Below are 13,434 nucleotides of genomic sequence, written 5' to 3'. Positions count from 1 at the left end.
ACATGGCAGCGTATATATTCCGACGTTTGTTGTTAGTGATTCCAACGCTATGGGCAATCATTACCATCAACTTCTTTATTATCCAAATCGCTCCTGGTGGGCCAGTTGAGCAGGCGATTGCTCAGCTAGAAGGGCACAGTTCTGGAATTATGGAGCGATTTGCTGGTGGCGGCAGTGAAGTCGACCTGAGTACAGGGAATGAAGCTGATGCATCAGGCTATAAAGGCTCGCGAGGACTAGACCCCGAAGTCGTTGAGGCGATTAAAAAGCAGTTTGGTTTTGATAAGCCGTTACATGAACGTTATTTCGAAATGTTGAAGAACTACGCCACCTTTAACTTTGGGGAAAGCCTCTTCAAAGGCGGGAATGTTATTGACCTCATAGTCGAGCGATTACCAGTCTCAATCTCACTAGGTTTATGGAGTACGTTGATCATCTATTTGATCTCTATTCCATTGGGTATTTTAAAAGCTATTCACCATGGCAGTCGGTTCGATATATGGTCCAGTGCTGTTGTGATTGTTGGTTATGCGATTCCAGGTTTCTTGTTTGCGATTATCCTTATTATTCTGTTTGCTAGTGGCAACTACTTTAGTTGGTTCCCTCTACGTGGTTTAGTCTCAAGCAATTTCGAACAATTGACTTGGTATCAACAAATTCTTGATTACTTTTGGCATTTAGCTCTGCCTATTTTAGCGATGGTGATTGGTGGATTTGCTACGTTAAGTATGCTGACCAAAAACTCGTTTCTAGACGAAATTAACAAGCAATATGTAGTGACTGCGCGGGCTAAAGGGCTAGATGAAGGGGATATCCTTTACAAACATGTTTTTCGAAATGCGATGTTAATTATTATTGCGGGTTTTCCGGCCGCCTTTATCAGCATTTTCTTTACCGGATCTATGTTGATTGAAGTAATGTTCTCCCTTGAAGGTATTGGATTGCTTGGTTTTGAGTCGACTATTCAACGAGATTACCCAGTAGTATTTAGCTCTCTATACATCATGACGTTACTCGGGCTAATTCTAAGTATTATTTCTGATCTGACCTACACATGGGTTGACCCAAGAATCGATTTTGAGGCCCGTTGATGTTAAAGAAGAAAGCGCGAAATCCACTAAACGAAGCAAGATGGTTGAGGTTTAAAGCCAATCGACGCGGCTTTTGGTCTTTGTGGATTTTTTCTGTTTTGTTTGTCTTGAGTCTGTTTGCTGAAATTATTGCTAACGACAAGCCTTTGCTGGTGGAATATAACAGCCAGTGGTATTACCCCATCGTCAATCAGTATGCCGAAACCGAGTTTGGCGGAGAATTTGAAACGGAAGCTGACTATACCGACCCATATGTTATCGAGCTTATTGAAGAACAAGGTTACATTATTTGGCCGTTAATTCGTTTTAGCTACGATACGATTAACTTTAATATTAATGGCGCAGTGCCTTCTGCGCCTGACAGTGTTAACTGGTTAGGTACTGACGATAAAGGTCGTGATGTTCTAGCGAGGATCATCTATGGTTTTAGGATCTCTGTTCTATTCGGTTTTGTCTTGACCATTGTTTCAAGTGTCATTGGCGTTGCAGTTGGAGCGACACAAGGTTATTACGGTGGTTGGTTAGACCTAATAGGGCAACGTTTTATTGAAGTGTGGTCCGGAATGCCGACACTCTTTCTACTTATCATTTTGTCGAGCTTTGTAGAGCCTAACTTTTGGTGGCTTTTGGGAATCATGGTCGCTTTCAGTTGGATGAGTCTTGTTGGTATTGTCCGTGCTGAATTCTTGCGTTGTCGAAACTTTGATTATGTTCGAGCCGCTCAAGCGATGGGTGTTTCTGATAAACGTATTATGCTTCGTCATATGTTGCCTAATGCAATGGTGGCCTCGTTAACCATGATGCCATTTATACTCTCCGGCTCTGTGACTACGCTGACGTCACTTGATTTCTTAGGTTTCGGTTTACCCGCTGGCTCTCCGTCTTTAGGTGAGTTATTGGCGCAAGGGAAGGCTAACTTGCAGGCACCTTGGCTTGGCTTCTCTGCATTTTTCGTCCTATCTGTCATGCTGACACTGCTCGTGTTTGTCGGCGAGGCTGTTCGTGACGCGTTTGACCCTCACCATCAAGGACGATAAACATGGCTGAAACAGTGTTAGCAATCAATGGTCTTTCTGTGGGGTTTGGCCGAAAAAATGAAATAGAAGCGGTCACGCATGACGTTTCACTCTCTATCAAAAAAGGTGAAACGTTAGCCCTAGTGGGCGAGAGCGGCTCTGGCAAATCTGTGACTGCAAACTCTATCCTGAAGCTTTTGCCAAAAGGCTCTTCTCACTACTTGAGCGGTTCAATAGATTTTGATGGTATCGATATGCTTAGTTGCTCAGAGCGCCAGCTGAGAGGAATTCGAGGCGGTAGGATCGGAATGATCTTCCAAGAACCGATGGTCTCGTTAAATCCATTGCATAAGATTGGCAAGCAGTTAGTAGAAACCCTAGCAATTCACCGAGGTATGAGACAAAAAGCGGCTGAACACCTAGCGATTGAATGGCTGGCGAAAGTTGGTATCCGCAATCCAGAGCAAAAAGTGAATGCCTATCCACATGAGTTATCTGGAGGGGAGCGCCAACGTGTGATGATTGCGATGGCTTTGATTAATGAGCCTGAACTCTTAATTGCTGACGAGCCGACTACGGCGCTGGATGTATCTGTACAAGCTCAGATCTTAGATTTGTTAAAGGAGCTGCAACAAGAGCTCGGGATGGCAATGCTATTCATTACTCACGATTTAAGCATCGTTCGACGTATTGCAGATACCGTGGCGGTCATGCAAAACGGTAAGTTGATTGAAACGGGAGGTTGCCAGACCGTTTTCAATTCACCGCAACATCCTTATACACAACAACTTATAAACTCAGATCCAAAAGGTTTACCGGTTACTGTCGCTGATGACGCAGATCCATTACTCGAAGTTAAACAATTAAGAGTTTGGTTCCCAATCACAGGGGGCGTATTCAAACGAGTGGTTTCTCACGTTAAAGCTGTAACCAATATGGCGTTTACGTTAAAACAAGGCCATTCCATTGGGTTGGTCGGAGAAAGCGGTTCCGGTAAATCGACCACGGGCATGGCTATCTTGAAATTGCTCAGCTCCGAAGGTTCAGTCTCTTATCAAGGTGTTGAGCTACAAGGGTTAGATAGAAAAGCAATGCTTCCTTATCGAAGTAAGATGCAGGTAGTGTTTCAGGACCCTTTCTCCGCGTTAAACCCTCGAATGTCGGTTGCCGAAGTTATAGGAGAAGGGCTTAGAGTTCATCAGTCTTTAGACGATAATGACATCGATTCGCGAATTTGCGAAGTCATGAGGGAAGTAGACTTAGATCCAGAAACGAGGCACCGCTATCCAAATGAGTTCTCGGGTGGTCAACGACAACGCATCGCTATAGCGCGAGCATTGATCTTAAAACCGGAGTTCATTTTATTGGATGAACCAACCTCATCATTAGACCGAACGGTTCAAGCTCAGGTATTAGAACTACTAAAGTCACTTCAAGAAAAGTACCAACTGACTTATCTTTTTATTAGTCATGATTTGAGTGTTGTGAAGTCTCTTTGCCATTACACCATTGTTATGAAGCAAGGTGAGATTATAGAGCAAGGCGATACCCAAAGACTGTTCTCTGAGCCTCAGCAACCCTATACTCGGCAACTAGTCGAATTATCGATGGTATGAACTATAAAAAAGCTGCTATAGAAAGCAGCTTTTTTTGTTGTTTACATGATAACGCTAGTACTTCCCGACCAAACGTTTTCGAACTCTTTACTAATATCGAATTCGTTAAGATGGGCGACGTGGAAGTTGAGTAAGTCTAAGTCATATGAAGGTGCCGTATAAACAGTGCCGTTATCGATGGCATTGACTAAGCGGTCTGCTTGGTTGCGAGTATACGCCTCAGGATTTTTCAAACGAGTTTGTTGCTCTAGTTGCTTACGAACTTGGCTTACGACCATCTCATATTCGGTTCTGCTGAAACCAGAAGCTAGAGCGCGCTGTATTTCGGTTTTTACGACTTTTTCTGCTTCTTGCTTTTCCGTTTCGTTTAGATCGGCAATGCGGATTTGAGACAGAAGGCGGTGATCAAACAAGACTTGGTTATCAACATCGACCTTAGCTTGTAAATGTTGTTTGCTCAGCGCGTTTTGAATGCGTTGTTCTAACATTTTATTTGCTAAAGTCGCCATTAGGATCTCTTTGCGTTGCAGCTTACTGTCAGTATCGTCGCGGAAATTGCTCACAGAACTCATTGTTACAGGAGTTGTGATAGTGTGACTATCAGCTAGCTTAAACTCGGGAAGAGGGCGTTTAGCTACTGCTTCGCTATATGTGTTCCATAGAGAGTACTGACGTTCGATTGTTTTAATTGTCGCTCTCTTTTGGATGCCACCAACAACAATGATAGAAGTGTTGTTAGGCGTAAAGTAGGCTTGCTTAAATGCTTCAATTGAATCTAAAGAAGTTTGCTCAAAAGAATCCTTATCAAGTGTTGCGAATGTACTTTCTGCCACAAGGCTATCTAAGTGGCGCTGTGAAAGTAGCTCTTCTATATCCGTTAACGACTGCTGAGCTAATTCTAACATTGTATCAGGGTTATGTTGTTGAGCTTTCCTATTTAGACCAACGTAGAGGGTACGGAGGGCTACGTCGATGTCATCTACCGAAGCTGAGCCTAGATCAAGACTGAACACGGTTTGCTGGTAGTCTGTAGTTACTGTCCAGTTTGTCCCTTGAATCGTCTCTAATGCAGCAATTCGAGCTGTCGGGTTGTCACCATTTTCTTGAGCCACACCCGCATTCACACGAACGCGAAGAGATACTTCGTTTGAACTTCTCGTAGTAGGAAGAACAACATACCTTAGGCCATTTTCTAAACGGTTTACAGAAGTAGCTTTAGGCATTTGAATATCTGTGTGTGGATACCACAGTGATGATTTGTCAGATGCAAAAACAGAAGGTGATATAAGGACAGAACAAGCAAGTAGAGTACTTAGGATTCGGCGGTATTGAGTGGACACTTTCTTCTCCGGAGCAAGGTTAATTCTTCCTTGTTCGAAGCCTAAGAAGTATTACTTAGGTCTTGGTATCAATCCTTGATACAGCATACTAAGAACATTGAGCAAAAGGCCTTCTTTGACTCGTGTTCTATATTAAGGCGAACGTCTTTTATAAATTTGAGCGAATTCTCTACAACTTTGGTTTATTAGTCAAACTCAATCATGATTTTGGTGAATTTGTCTCAATGTTGAGATGAGTATTAAGGTGGGAGTCTAGTTAGACTTTCGTGTAGTGGCTGGCACTGGCGAGAGAAAGGGGTTTAGAAAACCAATAACCTTGTAAATACGATGCGCCCATATCAGTAAACACACGCTGCATTGCGGCATCTTCAATACCTTCTATAACAATATCAATACCATAAGAGATACATAGATTAGTGATGAAAGAGAGATATTCGAATGTTACAGGGTTTTCTAGTGAACGCCATGCGATCGATTTGTCTATTTTTATCTGAGAGAGAGGTAGATCGAAAAAGCTGTTCAGCGAGCTATAACCAGCACCAAAATCGTCTAGAGAGAGCTTAAATCCAAGTTCCTTTAATAGATTGAGTTGAGTGATGGCACTTTTGTTGTCATCTAGATTGATCGTCTCGGTCAACTCTAGAACGATGGACGATCTATCAATACCGTGTTGGTTGGTTAGACGCATGAGCTCTTGCGGAAATTGTTGGCTCAATAACTGCAGAACAGAAACATTGACGTTGACGCGAATATCCCCAGTATGTGTGAGTTGGTATTGTTTAATGAATCGGCAAGCCTTTTCAAATACAAAGTAACCAAGCTCACTAATCAGTCCATTCTTCTCTGCGACCGAGATAAACTCATCGGGATAAATATCACCAATGTCAGCGCTCTTCCATCTAACTAAACTTTCGAAACTGGCGATTCGCTGAGACTTAGAACAGATAATAGGCTGGAATTTCACAGAAAGCTTGCCATTACTAATGGCGTTGCCTAGCTCTTGTTCTATGTAGAAGTGTCTATCGACTTGAGTCTTTGTCGAACCCTTGTAAACGCGTATAAAGCTCTCTTTTTGCTTATTGGCAAATTGACAAGTTTGCGACGCAATCTTAATCACTTCACCAGGGTTTTCTCGGTTGGAAATATCGGGATAGATTCCAATGCTAATGTCAGTAGTGAATAGAAAATCAATGGCCTTCACGGAGTCTTGGTAAGCACTGTGGATACGAAGTGCGAGCTCTTTAAGCTCATCGGCGCTGTATTGGCCGTAGACTAGAATCGCGAAGTCATGAGATTGGATTCTATATAAATCAATAAATTGCTCTGGGAATTGGCTTAATGTGGCCGCTAGATACGAGAGCATGTTACGTACAATCTGAGAGCCGTACACAACTTGATGCGAGCGAGCGTTATCTAGCTGGATATAAATAAGATGGTAGCTTTCGTTGGCTGCTAGCCCATCTAAATCCATGACTAATTTTTGCTCATTCGATAAGCCGGATGAACCATCTCTAAGAGAAGACTGTTGTACGTAAGTCTCCATCAGCTTGCGATCGGATATGTCTTTGTGGCAGCCGATCATAAACCGTTTGCCATTGACTGTTTTTGTTATTGCCGTTCCCTCTAACCAAACGTATTGGCCGCTAGTAGAACGAATTCGGTATTGAGTTGTGACCTTAGATTCATGTTCTTGAATATGGTCATCAACTTTATCTCTTAGAGATTCACGATCGAGAGGGTGGACTAGGTCTAGCCAATCCTGTAAGCAGGTATGTCCTGTTTCTATACCTAATTTAGAATAAAAAGTGGGGTTATAGAAGAAGACGTGCTCACTATCTGCCATGTAAAAAATACCATCGTTCATCACATCAATCATGTGGTGAAAGTGGTTATCCATTAGGTCGTCGAGTTGTGCGCCGGTAAGCCCAATAGCCAAAACATCACTGTCATCGTTTTGATCTACGCTCAACTCAGATACTAGCGTGATCTTTGGTCGAGGCTGAATACTATTGATGGTTTGCGACATTGTCGTGAGTTTACCTAATCGGATAGAACATGGAGTTAGACATAGTGTTAAAGTAATACATGAAAATTTTATGAATTCCTACCAAATTGACGCCAATCTTTGTTGTATGACTAAAAAGTATTAAGTGGAGCTCACTGGTTGAGCAAAATGGTTGAAATTTTACGAAATTCTAACGTTGTAATTTTGCATGATGTTTCACTTAAATCGAGATAATGCTAAATTTTAAGTCATGCATTAGATCAATCTAATGTCTTGTTTCCAAAATGATTTGTTGTATTTCGCGTTTCTAAACCTGAACAATACCTCTACGGAGAGAGAATGAAATCTCAGCTAGACCTAAACCTACTTAAGGTGTTGCCACTGCTTAACAAGCATCGTCAGTTAAAGCCTGTCGCAAAAGAGCTCGGCAAAACAGAAAGTGCAGTGAGTAAGCACCTTGCTAAGTTGCGGGAACAGCTCGGAGATCAATTATTTGTGCGTGGTGCATTTGAATTCGAACCAACAGAATATACTGTAAAATTGTTGCCGAAGATCTCTAGCGGTTTGAACTTAATTGGTGAAGCAATCCAACATGAAGAGTTTGACCCTGCGATTTACTCAAAAAGAATTACTATAGCGCTGCCAAGCTTAGCGCAATATCTTGTTGGAAAAGATCTGCTTTTAGATTTGATGGCGACGTTTCCCAATGCAGAAATCAACATCACCACTTGGTCGGACATTTCGATAAATGGCATCTTGGATGACAATATCGATTTAGGCATTCAGTATTTTAATGAAGAGCTAACCAAAACGATCTACCAACACCATTTAGGCAAGTATAAGGCTTCGATTGTGTGTTCTAAGCAATATGCAGGGCGCACATTGCAAGAAAAACTCTCGATGCCTTATATTATGATGGAAATGAAAGGGTGGCGTGATAAAACGGCAGTCGCAAGGCGAGCATTACAGGCTAACAATATTGAAGTGAAAACCATTGCGACGGTTGATAATATTACCTGTCTATTTGGAGTACTTGATCAAATCGAATGCGCCACGCTACTTCCTGATATACGCCATGTTTTGGATAGCAAGGAAGCGGAATATGAAGTTACGGTCTTACCCGACGAGTTACAGCTGGACTATACGCCCTCAGTTGTTGCGAACTATAAGCTGGTGAACCACGGGAATCCACTACATAATATGTTGGTCGAGCTTCTTAAGCGGCATCTTTTTTAAGCTCAACAGTATCTACATCAACGTGCTGTTGTAATCTCATCAACTCGACGATCGAATCAACTTTGTATTTCTCTAGAATACGAGATTTATAAGTGCTGATGGTTTTCGAACTCAAAGAAAGTATTTCAGAAATTTGCTTATTGGTATAACCCTTAAGCAAGTAGTTAAATACAATGGTCTCGCGTTTTGAGAGTTTAGTATGTCGACGGTTTTTAGTGCCTTCATCGTTTTTGAATACCGTAAATCCGCGTGACACGCTGACGATCGCTTCCTTTAACATTGCAGTGCTTTCAGTTTTCGTAATATATCCGTTTGCACCAAGCTGTCTCGCTGTATTTGAATACATAGGGTGTTGGTTGGCAGAAATAAATAGAATTTTTCCTTTGTATCCGTGAGCGCGGGAGCGTCTTGCGAATTCAAACCCATCTGAACCATCAAGGTCAATATCAAGTATGACGAGATCAACAGAATGATTATTTATAATCTGCAAACCAAATGAAGATGACGCAGACTGATAAACTTGGGTGCTTGCTGATAGATCGTGAATAATATTTCCAATGGCTTCACGCATAATTGGTTGGCTATCAATCACTAAGGCTTTAGCAATATGCATATCTTACTCTCTCATGGTTAGTTAGATTTGAATTACGGGGGTGCTAACTGAGCGGGGTGTAATGTAAGACATAACTGTCGGAAAAGGGGGAAAAGGAGTTTTTCCAAACCGGAAAATCAGTCAGGAAAAAGTAAGTAATGTCAGAGGTTAGTCACGTAAAGAGTAGAAAGTGAGGATAGAGTTAAGTGTTCCATCTTTTTTTACTTTTTCCAACCCTTTATTGAATTCAAATATAAAATCGTCCTTGTATGGAAAGCGTTCAGGATTAATTTTAGTAAAGCCGACATAACCTTGTTCACTTGAGATAGATAGGCCATTTGAAATACTCCAACTACTTGGAAGTACGCCTTCGAGAGTTAATTGTTTTACTTCCCATAAGATTGAAATACGGTCGTTGATATAGCAATCAGTCATGTTGTTATATAGGTTTAGAATATTATCTCGATTGGTTTGAGCCTCTTTAATTCGTATTTCTCCATTTTTTACTGCTTGCCAAAACTCTCTTCCTCCTAAAGAGAACGATTCATTAATTCCTATTGTTAATCCCAGATAATCATTGGGCCATGAGGCTAAAGTACGTTTTTCAGCAATGTTACTAGAACAGAACACCGCGACCTCTTCTGTAAGAATTGGGCTTGAGTACGGAGAAATGTAGAGTCTTTGATCGGGATAATAGTAAGGAGGGAATAGTGCAAACCCTTCGCCCACTTCCAACATTTTTAACCCACGCTTCCATGGTAAAAGACGAATTTCCACTTGATATTGAGGCATGGTTTTAAAGACAGCTTGAAGAATATCAACGTAAATACCCGAAGGCTTACCATTGTGGACATAACTATAAGGTGGATAGCCACTGTCGCCCAAGACCACGACTTTTGTTGGTGGGTGATATGAAAAGCTAGGTGCACTGAAAACCATGCAGATGAGAAGTATCCATCTCAAAACGACTCAACCTTATAAGTATTTTATACTTATTGTTAACTTTAGTTTATTTATCGAAGTATTGAGATTAGACTCTCTTTTTTGTGAGTGAATCGACCCAAGGTATGGTATGAGCCAAGACTACGAACAAGGCGAAGAAATTGAGATTGAAGCGATTGGCATAGAGGTATCCTCTCATCCAATTGAACTCTACAAGGTATTTAAGATTGCTAACTTAGTCGGTGGCGGTGGTGAAGCTAAGCACCTAATTTCTGAGGGTTATGTTGCGGTTAACGGTGAGCTAGAAACGAGAAAACGTCGAAAAATGTATGATGGCGATTTCTTTGAGTTTAACCAAGAGTATTATGTTGTTGTTTGTGACGCATCAGTTACGGAGCCTCAAGAAAAGCCTGAACCACAACCTAAGAAAGCAGAGAGTAAACCTGCGAAGAAATCAAAATCTTCTACGAATAAGAAGTCGAATAAAAAGAAAGATAAACCACAAGAGAAGCAATCGAGTAAGCCAAAGAACAGCAATGGCCGTGGTTCTATAGACTTCTTTTAAAAGAAAGACACGTGTTTTACTAGGGGCGTTTAGCCCCTTTTTTACGTGCGTACCACAGGCATAACAGGTATTTACATAAAGGAGATGAATGTAAAAAACGTAAATGGTAGATGACATAACCACAAATCTAAATGATAATGCATTGCATTTGTAATTATGGAGTCTAACAATGAAAATGTCTGCAGTCGCACTAGTGACAGGATTACTCGCGTTTGGTGCTAATGCCAAAATGGTCGAAATTGAACATACACAAGGGACGACAAAGGTCGATTCAAACCCAGAACGTGTTGTAGTAATTGGCCTTGGTGCACTTGATACGGTGAAAGCGTTTGGTGTTGAGCCTGTAGCAATTTCAACCGTAAGCATGTTCCCTGATTACTTGTCTGAATACCGTGACTATGAATTTGTTTCGGCAGGCAGCCTACACGAACCAGACTTTGAAACTATCTACACGCAAAAGCCAGACCTGATTATCATCGGAACTCGTGCTGCTTCAAAATACAAAGAGCTTTCTGAGATTGCGCCAACAATCGTTTATGCCTCTGACGCCAAGAAAGGATACTGGGCAAGTACTCAAGAGCAATGGCGCAACTTGGGTGAAGTGTTCGAGAAGCAAGAGTTTGTTGAAAAGAAGATCGAACAGCTAGACAGTGAATTTAAGGCAATTAGCCAGTCAAACCAACAAAACAACACTGATGCGCTTACGGTAATGAGTGCTGGCGGCAACATCACAACATTTGGTTCTTTGTCGCGTTTCTCTGCGATCTATAAAGACTTTGGTTTCAAAGAGACTGTTGCTGGAATCAAAGAAAGTCGCCACGGAGATTTAGTTTCTTACGAATTCATTCGTGAGAAGAACCCAGATACGCTATTGATTATCGATAAAGATGTTTTGATCAACAAGGGCAAACCAAGCACGGTAAAGCGTGATTTCGAGAACGACCTTGTGAAAGCAACAGACGCTTACCAGAACAAAAAAATGGCCTACCTAGATATTAATGCTTGGTACTTGTCTATTGCGGGTATGCGCGCAACTGAACAGATGATTTCTGATGTGAAGTCGGCTTCATCGCTAAACTAACAACACAAAAAATAACAATAATAATAAGCCTCAAGCATTGCTTGAGGCTTTTGTGCTGAGAGGCAACGAGTGAAAAAGTTACTATTGACGCTGATTATTTTGAGTTTTGCGTCATTGTTTGTCGGTGTAGGGCAACTCAACCTAGCATCTCTTCTCGCAGGTGATACTGCGAGTTGGCATCTTTTATTTACCAGTCGAATTCCCCGCTTGGTAGCAGTATTGCTCGCAGGGGCTGGCTTAAGTATTGCTGGTTTGATCATGCAGCAAATCAGCCAAAACCGATTTGCGTCGCCTTCAACGTCCGGAACGATTGAGTGTGCAATGTTGGGCTACATATTGAGCCTTGTATTTTTCGGTAGCGAGCAGCTTTGGCTGGTGTTTGGCGTTGCTATGGCGGGTACGTTGCTATTCGTTCAATTCATCAACCGAATTCAGTTTAAGAACGCCATTTTTGTACCTCTTATTGGTATCATTTTCGGTAACGTCGTTGATTCATTGGCGACCTTCGTTGCGTACAAATATGATGCGTTGCAAAACTTATCAAGCTGGACAGTAGCCAACTTTGCCAACCTACTCCAAGGTGACTATGAGCTACTCTACATCGCAATCCCATTTGCAATCTTCAGTTACCTATATGCGACACGCATTTCTGCCGTAGGACTAGGTAAAGACTTTGCAACCAACCTAGGCTTAAACTATCAACAAGTGCTCATTATTGGTGTTTTACTTGTTTCTGTAATGTCGGCGTCAGTTGTGATGATCGTCGGTATGCTACCGTTTCTTGGCTTAATCGTGCCTAACTTAGTTAGTCGTTTCTTTGGCGATAATTTAAGGCGGAATATTCCTCTTACTGCAATTTTAGGCGCGCTGATTGTCTTGTGTTGTGACCTTGCTGGTCGCTTGATTATCTTCCCTTATGAAATTCCTATTTCAACTATTATCAGTATCTTAGGTGGTTCTGTGTTCATTTTCTTTATTTTGAAAGGGCAGAAAGATGCGAGATAGAACTAAGCTACTCTTACTCGCAATAACGGCTGCGGTATTCTGTTTCCTATTTATTGGCATAGGGTTGAATGCCGACAACTACGAGTATTTCTTATCACGTCGTGTACCGAAAGTTTTGGCGATGGTTATTGCTGGAATTGCAATTGGTCAATCCGCACTCGTGTTTCAAACCATCACTCATAACCGAATCCTAACGCCGAGTATCATGGGTTTTGATTCACTTTATATGTTTACCCAAGTGTTAGTGGTTGTACTGTTTGGTGGCATGAGTGCAATGGCATTAAATGCCTACCTAAACTTTGGCCTTTCGGTCGCTGCGATGTTGGGTTTCTCAGTGCTACTGTTTGCTTTTTACTTCAAAGGAGAGCGTCAAAACCTGATGGTCTTACTTCTCCTTGGGGTGATTCTAGGGCAATTGTTCTCAAGCATTTCGTCATTTTTCACTATGCTGTTAGACCCAAATGACTTTGCTGCAGTACAAGCGAATATGTTTGCGAGCTTTAACAACGTGAAAGTCGAACTTGTGTACCTTTGTGCTCCTTTATTGCTCGGCATAAGTGCGTTGCTGTTTCGCTTACACCGCATTTTGGATGTGTTCTGGTTAGATAAAGATAATGCGACTAGTTTAGGCGTCGACGTAAAGAAGGTTACTTTGCAAGTTCTAGTTTTAAGTGCTGCTTTGATTGCCATTTCTACCGCTTTAATCGGACCGATTATGTTCTTTGGCTTGTTGGTGACCAACCTTGCAAGAGAAATGTTCAAATCGTTTCAGCATAAGGTGCTATTAATGGGCGTATCTCTACTGTCAGTTGCGTCATTACTCAGTGGGCAGTGGATAGTCGAAAACCTGTTTAGCTTCTCTACCACCATTAGTGTTGTGATTAATTTCATCGGTGGTATCTATTTCTTAACCATGTTGCTCCGCAACAAAATTGTCTAGGTTGA

Annotated in this window: 12 protein-coding genes; 8 read left to right on the top strand and 4 right to left on the bottom strand. The window is 41.7% G+C overall.

All coding sequences use genetic code 11. The annotated features are described in order from the left end of the window. Nucleotides 1-2: 2 nt before the first annotated feature. From AAFX28_RS01230 to yejF, 3 genes are read left to right on the top strand one after another with little or no spacing between them, the layout of a single operon-like run. Nucleotides 3-1,091, top strand: a complete 1,089-nt coding sequence (locus AAFX28_RS01230; protein WP_408684897.1) for a microcin C ABC transporter permease YejB — start codon at nucleotides 3-5, stop codon at nucleotides 1,089-1,091. Further along, a complete protein-coding gene (locus tag AAFX28_RS01225) occupies nucleotides 1,091-2,128 on the top strand; it encodes an ABC transporter permease (RefSeq protein WP_408684895.1) in 1,038 nt (345 codons plus the stop codon). Before AAFX28_RS01230 ends, AAFX28_RS01225 begins: the two co-directional genes overlap by 1 nt. A 2-nt stretch (nucleotides 2,129-2,130) precedes the next feature. Continuing rightward, nucleotides 2,131-3,723 carry a microcin C ABC transporter ATP-binding protein YejF gene (gene yejF / locus AAFX28_RS01220; protein WP_408684894.1) on the top strand — a complete coding sequence of 531 codons (1,593 nt, stop codon included), beginning with the start codon at nucleotides 2,131-2,133 and terminating at the stop codon, nucleotides 3,721-3,723. Nucleotides 3,724-3,764: 41 nt separating this feature from the next. On the opposite strand, the gene AAFX28_RS01215 is transcribed toward yejF, so the two are convergent. After that, a complete protein-coding gene (locus AAFX28_RS01215; RefSeq protein WP_408684892.1) occupies nucleotides 3,765-4,946 on the bottom strand; it encodes an insulinase family protein in 1,182 nt (393 codons plus the stop codon). 373 nt (nucleotides 4,947-5,319) lie between these two features. After that, entirely contained in the window at nucleotides 5,320-7,089 is a 1,770-nt protein-coding gene (locus AAFX28_RS01210; protein WP_408684890.1) for an EAL domain-containing protein, read from the bottom strand. Nucleotides 7,090-7,407: 318 nt separating this feature from the next. Here AAFX28_RS01210 and AAFX28_RS01205 point away from each other — a divergent pair, with 318 nt between their 5' ends. After that, nucleotides 7,408-8,304, top strand: a complete 897-nt coding sequence (locus tag AAFX28_RS01205; protein WP_408684888.1) for a LysR family transcriptional regulator — start codon at nucleotides 7,408-7,410, stop codon at nucleotides 8,302-8,304. Here AAFX28_RS01205 and AAFX28_RS01200 read toward each other — a convergent pair. Both AAFX28_RS01200 and AAFX28_RS01195 read right to left on the bottom strand, forming a co-directional pair. Beyond that, entirely contained in the window at nucleotides 8,285-8,917 is a 633-nt protein-coding gene (locus tag AAFX28_RS01200) for a response regulator (RefSeq protein ID WP_408684887.1), read from the bottom strand. The genes AAFX28_RS01205 and AAFX28_RS01200 overlap by 20 nt on opposite strands. A gap of 147 nt (nucleotides 8,918-9,064) precedes the next feature. Then, complete coding sequence (locus AAFX28_RS01195) at nucleotides 9,065-9,859, bottom strand: substrate-binding periplasmic protein (RefSeq protein ID WP_408684885.1); 795 nt, start codon at nucleotides 9,857-9,859, stop codon at nucleotides 9,065-9,067. A 109-nt stretch (nucleotides 9,860-9,968) separates the two neighbouring features. Here AAFX28_RS01195 and AAFX28_RS01190 point away from each other — a divergent pair, with 109 nt between their 5' ends. The 4 genes from AAFX28_RS01190 to vctG all read left to right on the top strand — a co-directional run bounded on the left by AAFX28_RS01190 (nucleotide 9,969) and on the right by vctG (nucleotide 13,429). Beyond that, on the top strand, nucleotides 9,969-10,403 hold the full coding sequence (locus tag AAFX28_RS01190) for an RNA-binding S4 domain-containing protein (protein WP_408684883.1): 435 nt from the start codon (nucleotides 9,969-9,971) through the stop codon (nucleotides 10,401-10,403). 169 nt (nucleotides 10,404-10,572) lie between these two features. Then, nucleotides 10,573-11,484 carry a siderophore ABC transporter substrate-binding protein gene (locus AAFX28_RS01185; RefSeq protein ID WP_408684881.1) on the top strand — a complete coding sequence of 304 codons (912 nt, stop codon included), beginning with the start codon at nucleotides 10,573-10,575 and terminating at the stop codon, nucleotides 11,482-11,484. 69 nt (nucleotides 11,485-11,553) lie between these two features. Next, complete coding sequence (gene vctD / locus AAFX28_RS01180) at nucleotides 11,554-12,489, top strand: iron chelate uptake ABC transporter permease subunit VctD (protein ID WP_408684880.1); 936 nt, start codon at nucleotides 11,554-11,556, stop codon at nucleotides 12,487-12,489. Then, nucleotides 12,479-13,429 carry an iron chelate uptake ABC transporter permease subunit VctG gene (gene vctG / locus AAFX28_RS01175; protein ID WP_408684878.1) on the top strand — a complete coding sequence of 317 codons (951 nt, stop codon included), beginning with the start codon at nucleotides 12,479-12,481 and terminating at the stop codon, nucleotides 13,427-13,429. Before vctD ends, vctG begins: the two co-directional genes overlap by 11 nt. The last annotated feature ends 5 nt before the right edge of the window (nucleotides 13,430-13,434 follow it).

This window comes from Vibrio sp. TBV020, from assembly GCF_046056895.1.
Lineage (GTDB): Bacteria > Pseudomonadota > Gammaproteobacteria > Enterobacterales > Vibrionaceae > Vibrio.
This window is presented reverse-complemented; position numbering and strand designations above follow the sequence as displayed.

Excerpts from the sequence above, each read along its gene's own strand:
- AAFX28_RS01185 (WP_408684881.1), top strand. The coding sequence starts at position 10,573 with ATGAAAATGTCTGCAGTCGCACTAGTGACAGGATTACTCGCGTTTGGT.
- AAFX28_RS01215 (WP_408684892.1), bottom strand. The coding sequence starts at position 4,946 with ATGCCTAAAGCTACTTCTGTAAACCGTTTAGAAAATGGCCTAAGGTAT.
- AAFX28_RS01190 (WP_408684883.1), top strand. The coding sequence starts at position 9,969 with ATGAGCCAAGACTACGAACAAGGCGAAGAAATTGAGATTGAAGCGATT.
- AAFX28_RS01225 (WP_408684895.1), top strand. The coding sequence starts at position 1,091 with ATGTTAAAGAAGAAAGCGCGAAATCCACTAAACGAAGCAAGATGGTTG.
- AAFX28_RS01205 (WP_408684888.1), top strand. The coding sequence starts at position 7,408 with ATGAAATCTCAGCTAGACCTAAACCTACTTAAGGTGTTGCCACTGCTT.
- AAFX28_RS01230 (WP_408684897.1), top strand. The coding sequence starts at position 3 with ATGGCAGCGTATATATTCCGACGTTTGTTGTTAGTGATTCCAACGCTA.
- AAFX28_RS01200 (WP_408684887.1), bottom strand. The coding sequence starts at position 8,917 with ATGCATATTGCTAAAGCCTTAGTGATTGATAGCCAACCAATTATGCGT.
- vctG (WP_408684878.1), top strand. The coding sequence starts at position 12,479 with ATGCGAGATAGAACTAAGCTACTCTTACTCGCAATAACGGCTGCGGTA.
- yejF (WP_408684894.1), top strand. The coding sequence starts at position 2,131 with ATGGCTGAAACAGTGTTAGCAATCAATGGTCTTTCTGTGGGGTTTGGC.
- AAFX28_RS01210 (WP_408684890.1), bottom strand. The coding sequence starts at position 7,089 with ATGTCGCAAACCATCAATAGTATTCAGCCTCGACCAAAGATCACGCTA.